The organism is Streptomyces sp. NPDC058257, from assembly GCF_042881845.1.
Taxonomy (GTDB): Bacteria; Actinomycetota; Actinomycetes; order Streptomycetales; family Streptomycetaceae; genus Streptomyces.
Genome location: NZ_JBHVXJ010000008.1, coordinates 140988 through 159509, shown reverse-complemented (window position 1 = coordinate 159509; position 18522 = coordinate 140988). Strand labels below are relative to the sequence as shown.

Annotated in this window: 16 protein-coding genes and 2 tRNA genes; 6 read left to right on the top strand and 12 right to left on the bottom strand. The window is 68.8% G+C overall.

Going from position 1 to position 18522, the window contains the following annotated elements:
* Positions 1 to 51: 51 nt before the first annotated feature.
* The 4 genes from ACFVXC_RS20905 to ACFVXC_RS20890 form a co-directional block, all read right to left on the bottom strand.
* A complete protein-coding gene (locus ACFVXC_RS20905; RefSeq protein ID WP_160505014.1) occupies positions 52 to 1071 on the bottom strand; it encodes a rod shape-determining protein in 1020 nt (339 codons plus the stop codon).
* Between the two features lie 366 nt (positions 1072 to 1437).
* Positions 1438 to 1851, bottom strand: a complete 414-nt coding sequence (gene ndk, locus ACFVXC_RS20900; protein ID WP_389907168.1) for a nucleoside-diphosphate kinase — start codon at positions 1849 to 1851, stop codon at positions 1438 to 1440.
* Positions 1852 to 1994: 143 nt separating this feature from the next.
* On the bottom strand, positions 1995 to 2357 hold the full coding sequence (locus tag ACFVXC_RS20895; RefSeq protein ID WP_389907166.1) for a DUF4233 domain-containing protein: 363 nt from the start codon (positions 2355 to 2357) through the stop codon (positions 1995 to 1997).
* Between the two features lie 5 nt (positions 2358 to 2362).
* Positions 2363 to 3889, bottom strand: a complete 1527-nt coding sequence (locus ACFVXC_RS20890) for a bifunctional folylpolyglutamate synthase/dihydrofolate synthase (protein ID WP_389907164.1) — start codon at positions 3887 to 3889, stop codon at positions 2363 to 2365.
* A 121-nt stretch (positions 3890 to 4010) separates the two neighbouring features.
* Here ACFVXC_RS20890 and ACFVXC_RS20885 point away from each other — a divergent pair, with 121 nt between their 5' ends.
* On the top strand, positions 4011 to 5018 hold the full coding sequence (locus ACFVXC_RS20885) for a rod shape-determining protein (protein ID WP_389907162.1): 1008 nt from the start codon (positions 4011 to 4013) through the stop codon (positions 5016 to 5018).
* Between the two features lie 38 nt (positions 5019 to 5056).
* Here the strand turns inward: ACFVXC_RS20885 and ACFVXC_RS20880 are convergent, their stop codons facing one another.
* Entirely contained in the window at positions 5057 to 6217 is a 1161-nt protein-coding gene (locus tag ACFVXC_RS20880; protein ID WP_389907160.1) for a sensor histidine kinase, read from the bottom strand.
* 130 nt (positions 6218 to 6347) lie between these two features.
* On the opposite strand from ACFVXC_RS20880, the gene ACFVXC_RS20875 reads away from it, so the two are divergent.
* Positions 6348 to 7013, top strand: coding sequence for a hypothetical protein (locus ACFVXC_RS20875; protein ID WP_389907158.1), 666 nt, complete (start codon positions 6348 to 6350; stop codon positions 7011 to 7013).
* Here the strand turns inward: ACFVXC_RS20875 and ACFVXC_RS20870 are convergent, their stop codons facing one another.
* Positions 7014 to 9638, bottom strand: coding sequence for a valine--tRNA ligase (locus tag ACFVXC_RS20870; RefSeq protein WP_389907156.1), 2625 nt, complete (start codon positions 9636 to 9638; stop codon positions 7014 to 7016).
* 137 nt (positions 9639 to 9775) lie between these two features.
* Here ACFVXC_RS20870 and ACFVXC_RS20865 point away from each other — a divergent pair, with 137 nt between their 5' ends.
* The 3 genes from ACFVXC_RS20865 (at position 9776) to ACFVXC_RS20855 (ending at position 12840) form a co-directional block, all read left to right on the top strand.
* Entirely contained in the window at positions 9776 to 10720 is a 945-nt protein-coding gene (locus ACFVXC_RS20865) for a hypothetical protein (RefSeq protein ID WP_389907154.1), read from the top strand.
* A 118-nt stretch (positions 10721 to 10838) separates the two neighbouring features.
* Positions 10839 to 11852 carry a hypothetical protein gene (locus ACFVXC_RS20860; protein WP_389907152.1) on the top strand — a complete coding sequence of 338 codons (1014 nt, stop codon included), beginning with the start codon at positions 10839 to 10841 and terminating at the stop codon, positions 11850 to 11852.
* Between the two features lie 34 nt (positions 11853 to 11886).
* Positions 11887 to 12840: a hypothetical protein gene (locus ACFVXC_RS20855; RefSeq protein ID WP_389907150.1), complete on the top strand. Its 954-nt coding sequence runs from the start codon at positions 11887 to 11889 to the stop codon at positions 12838 to 12840.
* Positions 12841 to 12921: 81 nt separating this feature from the next.
* Here ACFVXC_RS20855 and clpX read toward each other — a convergent pair whose 3' ends face one another.
* From clpX to ACFVXC_RS20830, 5 genes are all read right to left on the bottom strand, one after another.
* The gene (gene clpX, locus ACFVXC_RS20850; protein WP_389907149.1) at positions 12922 to 14208 is read right to left on the bottom strand and encodes an ATP-dependent Clp protease ATP-binding subunit ClpX; all 1287 of its coding nucleotides are present in this window, start codon (positions 14206 to 14208) and stop codon (positions 12922 to 12924) included.
* A gap of 155 nt (positions 14209 to 14363) precedes the next feature.
* Positions 14364 to 15044 (bottom strand): ATP-dependent Clp protease proteolytic subunit, encoded by a 681-nt coding sequence (locus tag ACFVXC_RS20845; protein ID WP_389907147.1) that lies wholly within the window; start codon positions 15042 to 15044, stop codon positions 14364 to 14366.
* A gap of 62 nt (positions 15045 to 15106) precedes the next feature.
* Positions 15107 to 15712: an ATP-dependent Clp protease proteolytic subunit gene (locus ACFVXC_RS20840; protein ID WP_389907465.1), complete on the bottom strand. Its 606-nt coding sequence runs from the start codon at positions 15710 to 15712 to the stop codon at positions 15107 to 15109.
* Between the two features lie 444 nt (positions 15713 to 16156).
* Positions 16157 to 17536, bottom strand: a complete 1380-nt coding sequence (gene tig / locus ACFVXC_RS20835; protein ID WP_389907145.1) for a trigger factor — start codon at positions 17534 to 17536, stop codon at positions 16157 to 16159.
* 126 nt (positions 17537 to 17662) lie between these two features.
* A tRNA-Pro gene (locus ACFVXC_RS20830) sits at positions 17663 to 17739 on the bottom strand.
* 150 nt (positions 17740 to 17889) lie between these two features.
* Between ACFVXC_RS20830 and ACFVXC_RS20825 the strand changes: the two genes are divergently transcribed.
* Positions 17890 to 17960, top strand: a tRNA-Gly gene (locus ACFVXC_RS20825).
* A gap of 166 nt (positions 17961 to 18126) precedes the next feature.
* Here ACFVXC_RS20825 and ACFVXC_RS20820 read toward each other — a convergent pair.
* Positions 18127 to 18321: a hypothetical protein gene (locus ACFVXC_RS20820; RefSeq protein ID WP_389907143.1), complete on the bottom strand. Its 195-nt coding sequence runs from the start codon at positions 18319 to 18321 to the stop codon at positions 18127 to 18129.
* Between the last annotated feature and the right edge of the window lie 201 nt (positions 18322 to 18522).

Below are 18522 nucleotides of genomic sequence, written 5' to 3'. Positions count from 1 at the left end.
GGTGACAGGCACTCGTACGGCGGACACCCGTTCAGCGGGTTCGCGCCACTCTCAGCGGCGCGGCGACGCGTCAAGGACCTGCTGAAGCGCCTCGAACTCCTCGACGCACTTGCCGGAGCCGAGCGCCACGCTGTCCAGCGGGTCCTCGGCGATGTGGATCGGCATGCCCGTCTCGCGGCGCAGACGCTCGTCGAGGCCGCGCAGCAGGGCACCGCCTCCGGTGAGAACGATGCCACGGTCCATCACGTCACCGGAAAGCTCCGGCGGGCACTTGTCGAGGGTCGTCTTGACCGCGTCGACGATCGCGTTGACGGGCTCCTCGATCGCCTTGCGCACCTCGGCCGCGGAGATGACGACGGTCTTGGGCAGCCCGGACACCAGGTCCCGGCCGCGGATCTCGGTGTGCTCGTCGGCGTCCATGTCGTACGCCGAACCGATGGTGATCTTGATCTGCTCGGCCGTGCGCTCGCCGAGGAGGAGGGAGTACTCCTTCTTGATGTGCTGGATGATCGCGTTGTCCAGCTCGTCGCCCGCGACACGGATCGACTGTGCCGTGACGATTCCGCCGAGCGAGATCACGGCGACCTCGGTGGTGCCGCCGCCGATGTCGACCACCATGTTGCCCGTGGCCTCGTGGACCGGCAGGCCGGAACCGATGGCCGCGGCCATGGGCTCCTCGATGATGTGCACCTGTCGCGCGCCGGCCTGCGAGGAGGCCTCGATGACGGCGCGGCGCTCGACTCCGGTGATGCCGGAGGGCACACAGACGACGACACGCGGGCGGGCGAGGTAGCGGCGCTTGTGGATCTTCAGGATGAAGTAGCGGAGCATCCGCTCGGTGATCTCGAAGTCGGCGATGACGCCGTCCTTCAGCGGCCGCACGGCAACGATGTTGCCCGGCGTGCGGCCGATCATCTTCTTGGCTTCGGCGCCGACAGCGAGGATGCCACCCGTGTTGGTGTTGATGGCGACGACGGACGGTTCGTTGAGAACGATCCCCCGGCCCCTGACGTACACCAGCGTGTTGGCGGTCCCGAGGTCGACAGCCATGTCACGGCCGATGAACGACATGTGGTTCCCCATGAGGATGCGTCTGGCCTTCCCTGGAGCGTCTGATGGCTTTTTAGGTAGGCGAGGTGGGTGCTGTGTGGCGTGGAGGCTTACATCGTAGTCTCGCCTGCACGAACACGGCGCTAGGGTCTTCGCCATTGTCAGCAGATGATGCGCCGCCTCGCTCTTGGAGACGTGCCATCGGAGGCACGGGTTCCCCCAATTGGGCCGCATATGCCAAGGGGCGGCCGGTTTTCTCGGCCACCCCCTGGTCAGGGCAGTGCCCTGCTGACTAGGCGTCAGAAGTATTTACGAAACTCTTTACGTGCGCCTGTCAGATTCTTGCGTCCGACCGCCGGACCACGGCCCTCGGACGGACGACGCCCCTCAGACGGCACCCGGAAAGAAGATCTTCATCTCGCGCTCGGCGGACTCCTCGGAGTCCGACGCGTGGATCAGGTTCTCCCGGACGATGCTGCCGAAGTCGCCCCTGATGGAGCCGGGCGCCGCGGCGATCGGGTCGGTCGGACCGGCGAGGGCGCGCACACCCTCGATGACGCGCTCGCCCTCGACGACGAGCGCGACGACCGGACCGGAGGCCATGAAGGCGACCAGGGGCTCGTAGAAGGGCTTGCCCTTGTGCTCGCCGTAGTGCTGCTCCAGCGTCTCCTGGTCGAGCGAGCGCAGTTCGAGGGCGGAGATCGTCCAGCCCGCCTTGCGCTCGATACGGCCGATGATCTCGCCGATCAGGCCACGACGGACGGTGTCGGGCTTGAGCAGGACGAGAGTGCGCTGGGTCATGTGCGGCTCCAAGCATTTTTTCTACGAGCGTGTGGGTTGCCCGGCAGAATACCGGCACCCACTACACCGCGTTACCTCCGGCCCCGGAAGCCCGCTCAGCCGGGCAGGCGGGGCAAGGCCCGCAGGGGCAAGGCCCGCAGGGGCTAGGCCCCCGCCTCGGCCCCTGCCCCGGACTCGGCCTGCGCCGCGAACCTGGCCTTCGCCTCGTCGATCTTCTGGCCGAAGTGCAGCGAGGCCCACCACAGCACGGCGAACAGGGCCCCCATGAAGAACATGATCGGCACGACGAACCCGCTCACGATGAGCGCGATCTGCAGCGCCCAGCCCAGCTGCACCCCGCCGGGCCGGGTGATCATTCCGCACAGCAGGACGCTGAACAGCATCGCGATGCCGCAGACCGTCCAGACCGTGCCCATCGACAGGTCCGGGTCCTTCATGGCGACCAGACCGGCGAAGCCGATGACGAAGAACTCGCCGATCAGCGTCGAAGCACAGAGCGTACGCACAGGAGTCAGCCCCTCCCCAGGAGCAGCCGGGCCTCGCCGACCGTGATGACGGAGCCGGTGACCAGGACACCACCGCCCGCGTACTCGCCTTCTTCCTCGGCGAGGGTGATCGCGGCTTCGAGGGCGTCCGGCAGGCGCGGCTCGACCTGGACACGCTCGTCCCCGAAGACCTCGACGGCGAGCCCCGCCAGCGTGTCCGCGTCCATCGCGCGGTGGCTGGAGTTCTGCGTGATGACGACCTCGGCGAAGATCGGCTCGAAGGCTTCGAGCAGCCCCTTCATGTCCTTGCCCTCGCTCGCCGCGACCACGCCGATCAGATTGCTGAAGTCGAAGACCTCACTGATCGCCTCGGCGGTGGCTCGGGCGCCCGCCGGATTGTGCGCGGCGTCCAGGACGACGGTCGGCGAGGTACGCACGACCTCGAGGCGGCCCGGCGACGAGACCGAGGCGAAGGCCTTGCGGATGGTGTCGATGTCGAGCGGGCTCGCGTGCTGCGAGCCGATGCCGAAGAAGGCCTCCACCGCGGCGAGCGCGACCACGGCGTTGTGCGCCTGATAGGCGCCGTGGAGCGGCAGGAAGACCTCCTCGTACTCCCCGCCGAGACCGCGCAGGGTCAGGAGCTGACCGCCGACGGCCACCGAGCGGGAGACGATGCCGAACTCCAGGCCCTCGCGGGCCACCGTCGCGTCGACCTCGACTGCCTTCTTCAGGAGCACCTGAGCCGCGTCCACCGGCTGCTGGGCGAGGATCACGGTCGCGTCCGGCTTGACGATGCCGGCCTTCTCGCCGGCGATCTCGCCCGGCGTGCCGCCGAGGCGGTCGGTGTGGTCGAGGTCGATGGGCGTGACGACGGCCACCGAGCCGTCGATCACGTTCGTCGCGTCCCAGCTGCCGCCCATGCCGACCTCGACGACGGCGACGTCCACGGGGGCGTCCGCGAAGGCCGCGTACGCCATGCCCGTGAGCACCTCGAAGAAGGAGAGCCTGAACTCCTGCTGGGAGTCGACCATGTCGACGTACGGCTTGATGTCGTTGTACGTCTCCACGAAGCGCTCGGCCTCGATGGGGGCGCCGTCCAGGCTGATCCGCTCGGTGATCGACTGGACGTGCGGCGAGGTGTAACGCCCGGTGCGCAGCTCGAAGGCGGTGAACAGGGCCTCGATCATGCGGGCCGTGGACGTCTTGCCGTTCGTGCCGGTGATGTGGATCGAGGGGTACGCGCGCTGGGGCTCGCCCAGGACGTCCATCAGCGCGGAGATCCGGCTGACGGAGGGTTCGAGCTTGGTCTCCCCCCAGCGGCTCGCGAGCTCCGTCTCGACCTCGCGCAGCGCCTTGTCGATCTCGGGGTCGGTGGGGCGCGAGGGGATGCCCGCCTGGGGCGGGCCCGCCTGGGTGCGCAGGGTGCGGCTGCCCGCCTCGATCACGGCGAGGTCGGGGTCGCGGTCGGTCTCGGCTTCGACGATCTCGTCAAAACGGTCGGCGTTGTCGTCGCGGTCGGGGTGCTCGCTGTCAGGCGGGGGGAGGTCACTCACGCGGGCCAGTCTACGGACGGGGTCCGACAGCCGCCGCCGGGACCTGTCAGGACTTTGGTCCCGGTCGATTCGGGACCTTGGTCCCGCCGATCCGGTCAATCGCCGGGCAAACTTGGTGATCATGGACATAGGCATCGACCTCGGTACAGCGAACACCCTTCTCTACGTGCGCGGGCAGGGCATCGTGCTCAACGAACCGTCCGTGGTCGCCGTCAAGGAGGGGGCGCGCACGGCCCTGGCCGTCGGTACGGAGGCCAAGGAGACGATCGGCCGTACGCCGGGGTCCATCACCGCGATCCGCCCCCTGCGGGGCGGTGTGATCAGCGACTACGAAGCCGCCGAGGAGATGATCCGGCACTTCGTGCGCAAGGCCGTGCCGGGGCGCCGTCCTCGTACGCGGATGGTGGTGTGCGTGCCGAGCGGCGTCACGCCGGTCGAGCGCCGGGCCATCGTGCACGCGGCACAGCGGGCCGGGGCCCGTGCCGTGCACCTGGTGGAGGAGCCGATGGCCGCGGCGATCGGGGCGGGACTTCCGGTGGCGGAGCCGCGGGGATCGATGGTGGTCGACATCGGGGGCGGCACGTCCGAGGTCGCCGTCATCTCCCTGGGCGGGATCGTCACGTCGCAGTCGCTGCGGGTGGGCGGGGACCGTCTGGACGAGGCGATCACGAACTTCGTGCGCAAGGAGCACGGGCTGCTCATCGGCGAGCGGACCGCCGAGGACATCAAGGTCGCCATCGGCTCGGCGTGGCCGGTGCCCGGGGACGAAGCGCTGGAGTCGCGGACGTTCACCGTGCGGGGACGGGAGAAGGTGCGCGGCCTTCCGAAGACGGTGGAGCTGACGGTGCGCGAGGTGCGGGCGGCGCTCGACGAGCCGGTGGAGGCGATCATCGCCGCGGTGCGGACGACGCTGGAGGAGTGCCCGCCGGAGCTCTCGGGCGACATCATGGAACACGGCATCACCCTGACGGGCGGCGGAGCGCTGCTCCCCGCCCTGGACCTGCGCATGGCATCGGCCACCGGCATCCCGGTCTTCGTGGCCGACGATCCCTTGGACAGCGTGGCGATGGGCTGCGGAAAGTGCGTGGAGGACTTCGACGGGCTGGAGCGGGTGATGTCGGCGGCGTAGGTTCTGGCGGCGCTGCCCGCGGGGCAGGCGTCCGTCCCTCAGACCAAGTCCCCCGCGGGCAGCGCCGCCAGGACCTCGTACACCCCGCGCCGGGGCCCGGCGGAGAAGGTGCCGCCCACGGAGCGGACCCGCTCGGCCATACCGGCGGTACCGGTCCCGGCGGAGACGGGTGACGAGGCGGGCGCGGCCACGGACAGGGCATTGCGCACGCTCACACGCAGGTGACCGTCGGCCACCTCCACCCGCACGTCGACCCGCTCCCCGGGCGCGTGCTTGGCCGCGTTCGTCAGACACTCCTGCACCACCCGATGCACGGCCGCCTGCCGAATGGGCGAGAGCCGACAGGCCGCCCCGTCGATCAGGAGATCGACCGGCGTACCCGCGAGCTCACTGCGCTCGACAAGGCCGGGAAGCGCATCGAGACCGGGCGTCGGCGCACCGTCCACACCCCGCCGCACGATGATCTCGTTCAGCATCCGGTGCGCCGAACGGGCCGTCTCCGAGAGCTCCTCGAAGCCGTCCTCGAAGTCCCCGCCGCCCGCCCGCCGGGCGAACACCTGCGAGCGCACGCTCAACAGCGTCAGCTCGCGCCCGACGAAGTCGTGCACGTCCCGTGCGATGCGGGACCGCTCCCGCTGGACCGCGTGCAACGCGTCCGTCTCGGCCCGCTGCGCCTGGAGCGCACGGACCAGGTCCTGCCGGTTGGCCGCGACGCCGACCCCCGTCGCGAGCACCCCGATCGGCACGACCAGGCTGAGGAAGGAGCTCAGGCTGTCACCGCGGTGCACCGGCCAGCCGGGGAGAGTGAACATCACGTACGAGAAGGCCACATAGCCGATCACACCGAGCGTGCCGGCGAGACGGCCGCGGTGTCTGGCGAGCGAGTACAGCGCGAACTGGGCGAGGGTCAGCTCGTGCAGCCAGCCGATGAACGAGAGGGCCACCGCGTACGACACCCACGGAGCCCGGCGGCGCAGCAGCAGGGACGCGGCGCCGCAGGTGAGGACCAGGGCCGCGAGCGGGCCGTTGAGGGAGTTGTCCGCCTCGGCGAGGCCGGGGACGTCCAGGCCCATCAGGGCCAGGCAGCTCAGCGCGGTGAGGGCGTCCTGCGCCCGGGGCGCACCCGCCCAATGCCCGGCCAGGCGTCGGCCCGCGGCCGCCGCCTCGCGGATCGCCTGGGCGACGGGCAGGTCGTGCATGCCCTCCATCATCCAAGGTCCTTCTGCCCGAATCATCGGACTTATGACCTTTATTTCGTGAAGTGTGACACGTCGGCGACCGTCGGCGTGGCAGCCCCCGAAAGGCGGACTCCAGGGGTCAAATCAGACCATGTGGTATGCCCAGAACCCCGGCCGACGGACCCGCCAGCTGCTCGGCGACGGCGCGGTCCTGCTCTGGACCGCGCTGTGGACCGCCGCGGCCTTCGTCGCCTACCGGCTTGCCTGTCTGCTCACCCGCCCCACGCCTCGGACCCACGCCCCGTCGCTCGGTGATCCCTCCCGGCTGCCCCTGGTCGGTGATCGCGTCGACTCCGCGCTGCGGGCCGCCGCGGACGCCGCCGGAGCCGGGGACCCGGTGATCGTCCGGGCCGCGGTGATCGTGGGCGCCGTCGTCGTCTTCCTCGTACCCGTGGGCCTCGTGCTCAAGAGCTGGCTCCCCCGCCGCCTGCGCTGGATCCGGCAGGCAGCAGCCGCCCAGGAGCTCGCCGCGAGCGACGACGGCCGCGAGCTGCTCGCCCTGCGCGCCCTCCTTCGGCCGCTGGACGAGGTCGCACGGATGGCGTACGAACTCCCCGACGCCACCGCGGGCAGCCTCGCCGAGGGCTGGCGCGGCGGCGACCCCGACATCATCGACGCGCTCGCCGAGGCGGAGCTGGTGCGCCTGGGCCTTCACATCCCCGAGCAGGTGTACATCCCCGGGCAGGAGACGGGAGCCGAACACGGGACAGGGCCCATGGAACCGGTCGGTTCCATGGGCCCTGTCTCCAGTGCCTGACTAGGCCTGCGGCAGACCGTCCAGCTGGGCCTGCAGCCGGGCGATGTCGCCGTCCGCCTTGGTGAGGCGGCCCCTGATCTTGTCGACCACGTTGTCCGGCGCCTTCGCCAGGAACGCTTCGTTGCCGAGCTTCGCCGTGGCCTGCGCCTTCTCCTTCTCGGCCGCCGCGAGGTCCTTGGCCAGACGCTTGCGCTCCGCCCCGACGTCGATCGTGCCGGACAGGTCGAGCGCGACCGTGGCGCCCGAGACCGGCAGCGTGGCGGTGGCCGCGAAGCCCTCGCCCTCCGGCTGGAGGCGCAGGAGCTGGCGGATGGCCGCCTCGTGCGGGGCGAGCGCCGTGCCGTCCAGGGTGAGACGGGCCGGGACCTTCTGGCCCGGCTGAAGACCCTGGTCGGCGCGGAAGCGGCGGACCTCGGTGATGACCTGCTGGAGCGTCTCGATCTCCTGCTCGGCACCGGTGTCGCGGAACCCACTGTCCTTGGGCCACTCGGCGATCACGAGGGACTCGCGACCGGTGAGCGTCGTCCAGAGCGTCTCCGTGACGAACGGGACGATCGGGTGGAGCAGGCGCAGCGTCACGTCGAGGACCTCGCCCAGGACGCGGCCCGAGACCTTCGCCGCTTCGCCGCCGCCCATGAACGTGGTCTTGGACAGCTCGACGTACCAGTCGAAGACCTCGTCCCACGCGAAGTGGAAGAGGCTGTCCGACAGCTTGGCGAACTGGTAGTCGTCGTAGAACGCGTCGACCTCGGCGACCGTCGCGTTGAGACGGGACAGAATCCAGCGGTCCGTCGCCGACTGCTGCTCCACGGGCGGCAGTTCGCCCTCGATCGTGGCGCCGTTCATCAGCGCGAAGCGCGTGGCGTTCCAGATCTTGTTGGCGAAGTTGCGCGAGCCCTGGACCCAGTCCTCGCCGATCGGCACGTCGACGCCGGGGTTGGCGCCGCGGGCCAGTGTGAAGCGGACGGCGTCCGAGCCGTACTTGTCCATCCAGTCGAGCGGGTTGACCGCGTTGCCGAAGGACTTCGACATCTTCTTGCCGAACTGGTCGCGGACCATGCCGTGCAGCACGATCGTGTGGAACGGCGGGGTGCCGTCCATCGCGTACAGGCCGAACATCATCATCCGGGCGACCCAGAAGAAGAGGATGTCGTAGCCGGTGACCAGGACGGAGTTCGGATAGAACTTCGCCAGGCTGTCGGTCTCCTCGGGCCAGCCGAGCGTGGAGAACGGCCACAGGCCGGAGGAGAACCAGGTGTCCAGGACGTCGGAGTCCTGGGTCCAGCCCTCGCCGGTGGGCGCCTCGTCGTCGGGTCCGACGCAGACGACTTCGCCGTTCGGCCCGTACCAGACCGGGATCCGGTGGCCCCACCACAGCTGGCGCGAGATGCACCAGTCGTGGAGGTTGTCGACCCAGTCGAAGTAGCGCTTCTCCATCTCCTGCGGGTGGATCGCGACCTTGCCGTCGCGGACCGCGTCACCGGCGGCCTTCGCGAGCGGGCCGACCTTGACCCACCACTGCATCGACAGGCGCGGCTCGATGGTGGTCTTGCAGCGCGAGCAGTGGCCGACCGAGTGCGTGTACGGGCGCTTCTCGGCGACGATGCGGCCCTCGGCGCGCAGGGCGCCGACGATGGCGCTGCGGGCTTCGAGCCGGTCCAGGCCCTGGAAGGGGCCGGGAACGGTGATCACGGCGTGCTCGTCCATGACCGCGATGTTCGGCAGGTCGTGGCGCTGGCCGATCTCGAAGTCGTTCGGGTCGTGCGCCGGGGTCACCTTGACGCAGCCCGTGCCGAACTCGGGGTCGACGTGCTCGTCCGCGACGACCGGGATGGAGCGGTCGGTGAGCGGCAGCTTGATCAGCTTGCCGACGAGGTGCTTGTACCGCTCGTCGTCGGGGTGGACGGCGATGGCCGTGTCACCGAGCATCGTCTCGGCGCGGGTGGTGGCGACGACGAGGGTCTCGTCCCCGTCCCCGTACTTCAGCGAGACGAGCTCGCCGTCGTCGTCCTGGTACTCGACCTCGATGTCGGAGATGGCGGTCAGACAGCGCGGGCACCAGTTGATGATGCGCTCGGCGCGGTAGATCAGCTCGTCGTCGTAGAGCTTCTTGAAGATGGTCTGGACGGACTGGGAAAGCCCCTCGTCCATCGTGAACCGCTCACGCTCCCAGTCGACGCCGTCGCCGAGGCGGCGCATCTGCCCGGAGATCTGCCCGCCGGACTCGTCCTTCCACTGCCAGACCCGGTCGATGAACTCCTCGCGCCCCAGGTCGTGGCGGGACTTGCCCTCCTTGGCGAGCTCGCGCTCCACGACGTTCTGCGTGGCGATACCGGCGTGGTCCATGCCCGGCTGCCAGAGCGTCTCGAAGCCCTGCATGCGCTTGCGGCGGGTGAGGGCGTCGATGAGCGTGTGCTCGAAGGCGTGGCCCAGGTGCAGGGAGCCCGTGACGTTCGGCGGCGGGATGACGACCGTGTACGGAGGCTTCTCGCTCGCCGCGTCGGCGGAGAAGTAGCCGCGTTCTACCCAGCGCTCGTACAGCGTCCCCTCTACCTCGGCCGGCGCGTACTGGGTCGGCAGTTCGGTGATGGGCGCTGGAGTCTGCTGCTGAGGATTCTCGGTCACGGTCCCAGTTTAGAGGTGTCACAGACCCGTCCCGAAACCGGATTCTTGAGTAACGGTTGCGGTCCGACGCCCCATGGGACTCCGGCGTCGGTCAGGATGTCGGAATCACATAAGCGCACTCAGGGGGAAGTCACGCAATGAGCTACAACCAGCCTGGCCCGTACGGCGGGCAGCAGCCCCAGCAGCCCGGTCCTCACGGGCAGCAGCCGGGCCAGCCTGGGCCCTACGGCCAGCAGCCGCAGGCACCCCAGCCCGGCTACGGCTACCCCCAGCAGCCCCCGCAGGGCGTCCCTCCGCAGCAGGGCGGCTACAGCCAGCCGCAGCAGCCGGGTCCCTACGACCACGGCCAGCAGCAGGCCCCGTACGGGCAGGTCCCGCCGCCCCCGCCCGCGGGTGGCGGCAACGGCAAGAAGACCGGCCTCATCATCGGCGCGGTCGTCGCGCTCGTCGCGATCGGCGGCGGCATCTGGTGGTTCACGGCGGGCAAGGACGACAGCTCGTCGTCGGCGGGCAACTCGGCGGTGACGGACGACGGCAAGCACAAGCTCGTCACGCCGGAGACGGTTCTCTCCGAGTACAAGAAGCAGGCCGGCACCGACGGCGGTTTCAACGACGACGACATGGCGAGGGCCGAGAAGGACGGCGTCAAGAACGGCAAGCCCGTGGACGCCGAGTACCAGTCGGGTGACAAGAGCAACCCGTTGGCGCAGAAGATGATCAAGTTCATGGGCGTCTACGGCGAGATCGGCGACCCGTCCAAGGTCGTGGACGGAATGTTCGACAAGATGAAGACGGAGTCCGAGAAGGAGGGCGCCTCCACCTCCACGGGCAAGCTGGTCGGCAGCCCGAAGAGCTTCGACGCGGACGGCGCGGTCATCAAGTGCCAGGAGACGGAGGTCAAGGGTGGCGGCTCCGGACCCAAGTCGATCCGCATGCCGGTCTGTATCTGGGGCGACCACAGCACCCTCGGCATCGTGATCCCGATCGACATGGGAAGCGCCATGACCGGTAAGAGCGCCTCGCTGGACGACGCCGCCGACACGGCGACGAAGCTCCGCAAGGAAGTCCGCGTCAAGGCCTGATTTCTCGTCTGATGTCCCGACGGCATCGCCTCGCGCTCAGCAGCCCCGGTCGCTTCGGCCGGGGCTGCTTCCGTCAGGATGTTGGCTACACATAAGCGCACACAGGGGGAACCCACCCATGAGCTACAACCAGCCGGGCCCGTACGGCGGCCAGCAGCCCCAGCAGCCCGGGCCGTACGGAGGAGGGCAGCCTCCGCAGCAGCCCGGCCCCTACGGCCAGCCGCCGCAGGCCCCGCAGCCCGGCTACGGCTACCCCCCGCAGGCGCCGCAGCAGCAGGCGCCGCAGCAGCAGCCCGGCTATGGCTACCCCCAGCAGCAGGCCCCGTACGGGCAGCAGCCGCAGGCCCCCTACGGACAGTTCCCGCCGCCCGTGCCCCCGCAGGGCGGCGGCAAGAAGACCGGCATCATCATCGCCGCCGTGGTCGCGGTCGTCGCGGTCGCCGTCGGTGGCTACTTCGTTCTCGCGGGCGGTGACGACGACGGCGGCAAGAAGGGCGGCGGCTCCTCGGTGGCGGGCGGCGGCGCCGGCATCAAGGACGACGGTCCGCACAAGCTGATCACGCCGGCGACGGTCCTCTCCGAGTACAAGCAGAACAAGGAAGCCGGCAGCGAAGGCGGCATGAGCTCCGACGACATCGAGAAGGCCGAGGAGCAGGGCGTGAAGAACGCCAAGGACGTCGCGGCCCAGTACCAGGCGGGGGACGAGGACAACCCGCTGTCGCAGAAGGTGCTGCAGTTCAACGGCGTCTACGGCGACATCACCGACCCCGAGAAGGTCGTCGACGCGATGTTCGGCGAGGCGGCGAAGAACGCCGAGGAGGGCGGCACCGGCGCCGGTGGCGGCGAGATGAAGCTGGTCGGCAGCCCCAAGTCGTACAGCCCCGCCGGGCTCGACGGCGCGGTCCTCAAGTGCCAGGAGATGAAGCTCGACCTCGGTTCGTCGTCGACCGCCGGCAGCAGCCAGGGCCCGAGCGAGATGTCGATGGCGACCTGCATCTGGGGCGACAACAGCACCCTTGGCATAGCGATCACCTCGGATGTGGCGAACGCGATGGCAGGCAAGAGCGCCGACCTCGACGGGGCCGCGGAGACGACGGCCAAGTTCCGCAAGGAAGTCCGCGTCAAGCTCTGAGCCGACCGAACGCGTCTAGAGAGGAACCCACGTCATGAGTTACAACCAGCCGGGACCGTACGGCGGCCAGCCGCAGCAGCAGCCTGGACCCTACGGTGGCCAGCCGCAGCAGCCTGGACCCTACGGCCAGCAGGGGCCCTACGGCGCCCCCCAGCAGCCCCCGCAGCCTCCGCAGCAGCAGCCCGGCTACGGCTACCCCCAGCAGCCGCAGGGGCCGTACGGCCAGCAGCCGCAAGCCCCGTACGGACAAGCTCCGTACGGACAAGCCCCGTACGGGCAGGCCCCGCCGAGCGGCGGTGGCGGCAAGAAGGCCGGGATCGTCATCGGTGCCGTCGTCGCGATCGTGGCGGTCGGGGCCGGTGTGTGGTGGTTCACCGCGGGCAAGGACGGCGGATCCGTCGCCGACGACGGCAAGACGTACAAGCTGACGGCGCCCGCGAGCATCATCGGCGGCGAGTACAAGCAGGACAACTCGGGCGCCGGCGGTGGCGGTATGTCGTCGAGTGATCTCAAGGACCTGGAGAAGCAGGGCGTCGGCAGTCCCAAGGACGCCCACGGCGCGTACAACTCGGGCTCGGGCGCGAGCATGAAGAGCCTCAACTTCTCCGGTGTGTACGGCGAGATCGACGACCCCGAGAAGGTCGTGGACGCCATGTTCGCCGAGATGAAGAAGAAGTCCACTGACGAGCCCGGGAGCGTGAAGCTCATCGGCAGCCCCGAGGAGTTCACGCCGGACGGCTTCGACAACGGCGTCATGAAGTGCCAGAAGGCCGAGTTCCGGCTCGGCGCCCCCGACAAGGCCGAGCAGGAGGACGACATCCCCAACACCTTCCAGACGCCGATGTGCGTCTGGGGCGACCACAGCACGGTCGCCTCCGTCGGGCACTCCGACGCGAGCGCCGTCGCCAGCGGCAAGGACATCTCCCTCGACACGGCCGCGGACCTGACCGCCAAGCTCCGCGCCGACGTCCGCGTAGAGGCCAAGTAGCTCCGCACGGCGACACGTTGAAGGGGGCGCCCCGCGAGTGATCGCGGGGCGCCCCCTTCGTCGTACGCGACGGGCTGCCGCCTATGCGGACTTCTGCTCTCCCGGCCCCGGACCCCGCGCGTCGCGCGGCACCAGCGTCGGGTTCACGTTCGAATGGACGACGTCCGCCGTGATGACTACGCGGGCCACGTCCTTGCGGGACGGGACCTCGTACATCACCGACTGGAGGACTTCCTCCATGATGGCGCGCAGGCCTCGCGCGCCGGTCTGGCGCAGGATCGCCTGGTCGGCGATGGCCTCAAGGGCCTCGCGCTCGAACTCCAGCTCCACGCCGTCGAGTTCGAAGAGGCGCTGGTACTGCTTGACGAGCGCGTTGCGCGGCTCCACCAGGATCTGGAGCAGAGCCTCGCGGTCCAGGTTGTGGACCGAGGTGATCACGGGGAGGCGGCCGATGAACTCGGGGATCATCCCGAACTTCACCAGGTCCTCCGGCATGATGTCCTCGAACCGGTCCTTCTCCTGAAGCTCGCGCTTGGAGTGGATCGTGGCGCCGAAGCCGATGCCCTTCGCGCCGGCCCGCGACTCGATGATCTTCTCGAGGCCGGCGAAGGCGCCGCCCACGATGAAGAGCACGTTCGTCGTGTCGATCTGGATGAACTCCTGGTGCGGGTGCTTGCGGCCGCCCTGCGGTGGAACCGAGGCGGTCGTACCCTCCAGGATCTTGAGCAGTGCCTGCTGGACGCCCTCACCCGATACATCGCGCGTGATCGAGGGGTTCTCGCTCTTGCGAGCGACCTTGTCGATCTCGTCGATGTAGATGATGCCCGTCTCGGCCTTCTTGACGTCGTAGTCAGCGGCCTGGATGAGCTTCAGGAGGATGTTCTCGACGTCCTCGCCGACATAACCCGCCTCCGTGAGCGCCGTCGCGTCCGCGATGGCGAACGGGACGTTCAGCATGCGCGCGAGCGTCTGCGCGAGCAGCGTCTTGCCGGAACCGGTCGGGCCGAGCAACAGGATGTTGGACTTGGCGAGTTCGATCGCGTCGTCACGGCCCTGCGCGCCGCCGGTCTCCCCGGCCTGGACCCGCTTGTAGTGGTTGTAGACCGCCACCGAGAGGGCTTTCTTCGCGGGCTCCTGGCCCACGACATACCCCTCGAGGAATTCGTAGATCTCACGAGGCTTGGGGAGTTCCTCCCACCGCACCTCGCTCGTCTCCGCGAGCTCTTCCTCGATGATCTCGTTACAGAGGTCGATGCACTCATCGCAGATGTACACACCGGGACCTGCGATGAGCTTCTTGACCTGCTTCTGACTCTTCCCGCAGAACGAGCACTTGAGCAGATCGCCGCCGTCACCGATGCGTGCCACGAGGTGCTTCCCCTTCGCCTGGGAGACGCCACGTTCAGCGACTCCTGGTGCCTCTATCTGACGGTACCTTGCCCGGCCCCCCGTTCGGGCCCCCCTTGGCGCGGTTCACTTTGACGTGGACCGCGCCGAGGAACGGCAGATGCTACATCGCTGCGTCAGACGACCGAGGAATTGTTCATCTTCCGAGTGGAGATGATCTGGTCGATCAGGCCGTACGCCAGCGCGTCCTCGGCAGTGAGGATCTTGTCGCGCTCGATGTCGTCGCGGATCTTCTCGATCGGCGTCGTGGAGTGCTTGGCCAGCATCTCCTCCAGCTGCGAGCGCATCCGGAGGATCTCGTTCGCGGCGATCTCCAGGTCGGAGACCTGACCGCGGCCCGTCTCGCTGTAGGGCTGGTGGATCAGGACGCGCGCGTTCGGGAGCGCCATGCGCTTGCCCGGCGTACCCGCCGAGAGGAGCACGGCGGCGGCGGACGCCGCCTGGCCCATGCAGACCGTCGACACGTCGGGCTTCACGAACTGCATCGTGTCGTAGATCGCCGTGAGCGCCGTGAAGGAGCCGCCGGGGCTGTTGATGTAGATCGAGATGTCACGGTCGGGGTCCATCGACTCCAGGCACAGGAGCTGCGCCATGACGTCGTTGGCGGACGCGTCGTCGATCTGCACGCCGAGGAAGATCACGCGCTCCTCGAACAGCTTCGCGTACGGGTCGTACTCACGCACGCCCTGCGAGGTGCGCTCGACGAAGCGCGGGATGACGTAGCGGGATTCGGCGGTCGGGCCGGTGTACTCGGCCTGGGTGCGCTCGTAGAGGCCGCTGCCGGGGTAGTTCTTCATCTCTGTAGGTCTCCTGAGGAGCGTGGGCTGAGGTCGGCTTCGGAAGGGCTGAGCGGTGAGGCTCAGGCTCCGGTGCCGCCGCCGCCCGGCATGCTGGCCGCGTTGGGCATGATGTCGTCGATGAGGCCGTACTGCTTGGCCTCCAGCGGGTCGAACCAGCGGTCGCGGTCCGAGTCGCGGGTGACCTGCTCGACGGTCTGACCCGTGTGGAACGCGGTGAGCTCGGCCATCTTCTTCTTCGTGAGGAGAAGACGCTCGGCGTGGATCTTGATGTCCGACGCGGAGCCCGCGAGTCCGGCGGAGGGCTGGTGGATCAGGATCTCGGCGTTCGGCAGCGCGAAGCGCTTGCCGGGCGTACCGGCGCTGAGCAGGAACTGGCCCATCGAGGCCGCCATGCCCATCGCGATCGTCACCACGTCGTTCTGGATGTACTGCATGGTGTCGTAGATCGCCATGCCGGCCGTGATGGATCCACCAGGGCTGTTGATGTAAAGGAAGATGTCCTTGTCCGGCTCTGCGGCAAGGAGCAGCAACTGCGCGGTGATCTTGTTGGCGATGTCGTCGTCCACGGCCTGGCCGAGGAAGATGATCCGCTCGCCGAGCAGCCGGTTGTAGACCTGGTCGCCGAGGCCACCACCGATGGAGGGGTCGCCGGCGGCGGAGGGCATCAGATTCGTCACGTATCCACCTGCTCGTCTTACGACGGCGCCGGGCCGTCTCACGTCTTCTTCTGAGGCTTGGGACCCCGCGTGCTCGCCGCTCCGGGACGGCTTCGGGGACTCCCCTGCCCTCGTATTCATGGACCCTAACGCTCAGCCCCGCCCGGGGAATCCCGCAAAGGGACCTGTTCGCTGTGAGCGCAGGTTCTGGCGGGGGCGCCTTGAGCAGGGGCCCCGGGGTTGCCTCGGGCCCCGTCAATGCCCAGTCAGGGGCGCGGGGAACGGCGCGGCCCGCCCCCCACGCGGTCGCGGACGCGTCTGTAGCGGGTCTCCCCTGGCGGGTGCGGCTCGTACGTGGCTGAGCGCGCGGTTCCCCGCGCCCCTGACGGGGCGCGACAGGGCCCCCGGGACCGAAGTCCCGGGGGCCCTGTCGTACGAGCGTCAGAGCGAGGCTCAGGCCTCGGTCTTCTCCTCGGCGGAGTCAGCCGACTCCGTGGCCTCGACCGTCTCGGCGGTCTCGTCCTCGTCGTCGAGGTCCACGACCTCGCCGTTCGTGTCCTTGACCGACGCGGCCTCGACGACGACCGCGAGGGCCTTGCCGCGGGCGACCTCGCCGACCAGCATCGGGACCTGGCCGCCTTCGACGACCGCCTGGGCGAACTGGTCGGGGCTCATGCCGGAGGACTGCGCGCGACGCATGAGGTGCTCGGTGAGCTCCTCCTGGTTCACGTTCAGCTTCTCCTTGTTGACGAGCTCGTCAAGGACGAACTGCGTCTTGATGCCCTTCTCGGCCTGCTCCTTGGTCTCGGCGTCGAACTCTTCCTCGGTCTTGCCCTGGATCTCCAGGTACTTCTCGAGGTCGAGGCCCATCTGGCCGAGCTGGTGGTTCACCAGGTTGTGCTTGCGGGTCTCGATCTCGTCCACGAGGAGCTTCTCGGGGACGGGGACCTCGACGAGCTCGAGCAGCTTCTCCAGGACGCGCTCCTGGGCCTGGGTCGCCTGGTCGTACTGCTTCATGTTCTCGAGGCGCTTGCGGCTGTCCGCCTTGACCTCGTCCAGGGTGTCGAACTCCGACGCGAGCTGCGCGAAGTCGTCGTCCAGGGCGGGCAGTTCACGGGCGGCGACCTGGGTGACCTTGACGGTCACCTCGGACTCCTTACCCGTGGCGGAGCCGCCCTTGAGCTCGGAGGTGAAGGTGGCCTCGCCACCGGCCTCCAGGCCCGTGACGGCCTCGTCGATGCCTTCGAGGAGCTCGCCCGAGCCGATCGTGTAGGAGACGCCGGACGCGACGCCGTCCTCCAGGACCTCGCCCTCGACCTTGGCCTCCAGGTCGATCGTCACGACGTCGCCGTCCACGGCGGCACGCTCGACCGGCGAGGTGGACGCGAAGCGCTCACGGAGCTCCTCGACGGCCTTGTCGACGTCTTCGTCGCTGACCTCGACCGCGTCGACCTCGACCTCGATGCCGGAGTAGTCCGGGATCTCGATCGCGGGACGGATGTCGACCTCAGCGGTGAAGTTGAGGGTCTCGTTGTCCTTCAGCTCGGTGATGTCCACCTCGGGCTGACCCAGGACGTTGAGCTCGGCCTCGTTCACGGCCTCGGTGTAGAACTTCGGGAGCGCGTCGTTGACGGCCTCTTCGAGGACGGCGCCGCGGCCGAACCGCTGGTCGATGACTCGGGCAGGGATCTTGCCCTTGCGGAAGCCCTTCACCGTGACCTGCTGGTTGATCTTCTTGTAGGCCGCGTCGAGGCTTTCCTTGAGCTCCTCGAAGGGCACCTCAACAGTGAGCCGAACCCGGGTCGGGTTCAGGGTCTCCACGGCGCTCTTCACGGTTCGGTCTCCTTGGGGCTGACTTCTTGGGATTGAGCCCGGCTCAGAGACACACGGGCACACAGCTTGCATAGTAACGGCAAGCGGGAGCCGACCCACAATGCGATCTTGTGAGGGAGATCTTGCTGGTCGGGGTGGCGGGATTTGAACCCACGGCCTTCCGCTCCCAAAGCGGACGCGCTACCAAGCTGCGCCACACCCCGTCGGTGCGACACGTAGGGTACATGCCCGCAGGCAGTGCGGCGCCCGCTTAATCGCGAGTACGTACGGGGTGTGCGGCGAGGGGCTCCGACCCGCTACGATGCTTGCCGTGCAGCGGTCGCTGATCTGCGGTGTCCTGCGGCACGAGCTGTGCGGGTGTAGCTCAATGGTAGAGCCCTAGTCTTCCAAACTAGCTACGCGGGTTCGATTCCCGTCACCCGCTCTGTGGCCTCCGGCCCGGTTCCTCGGAACCGGGCCGGAGGCCTTTTCGCGTTCCAGGGGCATGCGGCGCGCGGGCTCCTTCGAGGGCGCCTCGGGGGTCGCCGACGAGAGCGCCGGCCGCGCGGGCAGCTTGGCCGGTTTCGCATCGCGGCGGACCGCCGCGCCGCTCAGAAGCTGATCGAGTTGATGGTCTGAGCCACCTCATTGAGGAAGCGGTTTATGGAAGGCGCCATTCCAGTTGAGGCGAGGAAGAACCCGAACAGCACCGCGACGATCGCGGGCCCCGCTTTGATCGATCCCCCGCGGATCAGCACCACAAGGATGACCGCCAACAGCAACACCACTGACAGTGAAATGGCCACACTGATCACACCCTAGGTCGGTCTCTCCCCGGCCCGGGGGGTACGACCTCGCACACCCCCGCCAGGACCATCGTGCCACCAACGCGCCGCCCGTATGCGGCCGGTGACACATCGTCGGCCAAGGCCTGACGCGCCCCGCGCGGCCCTCGCGCACGGGGGCACCCTTGGGGCGTCTGATCATCGCGCCCCCGCACGGCAATT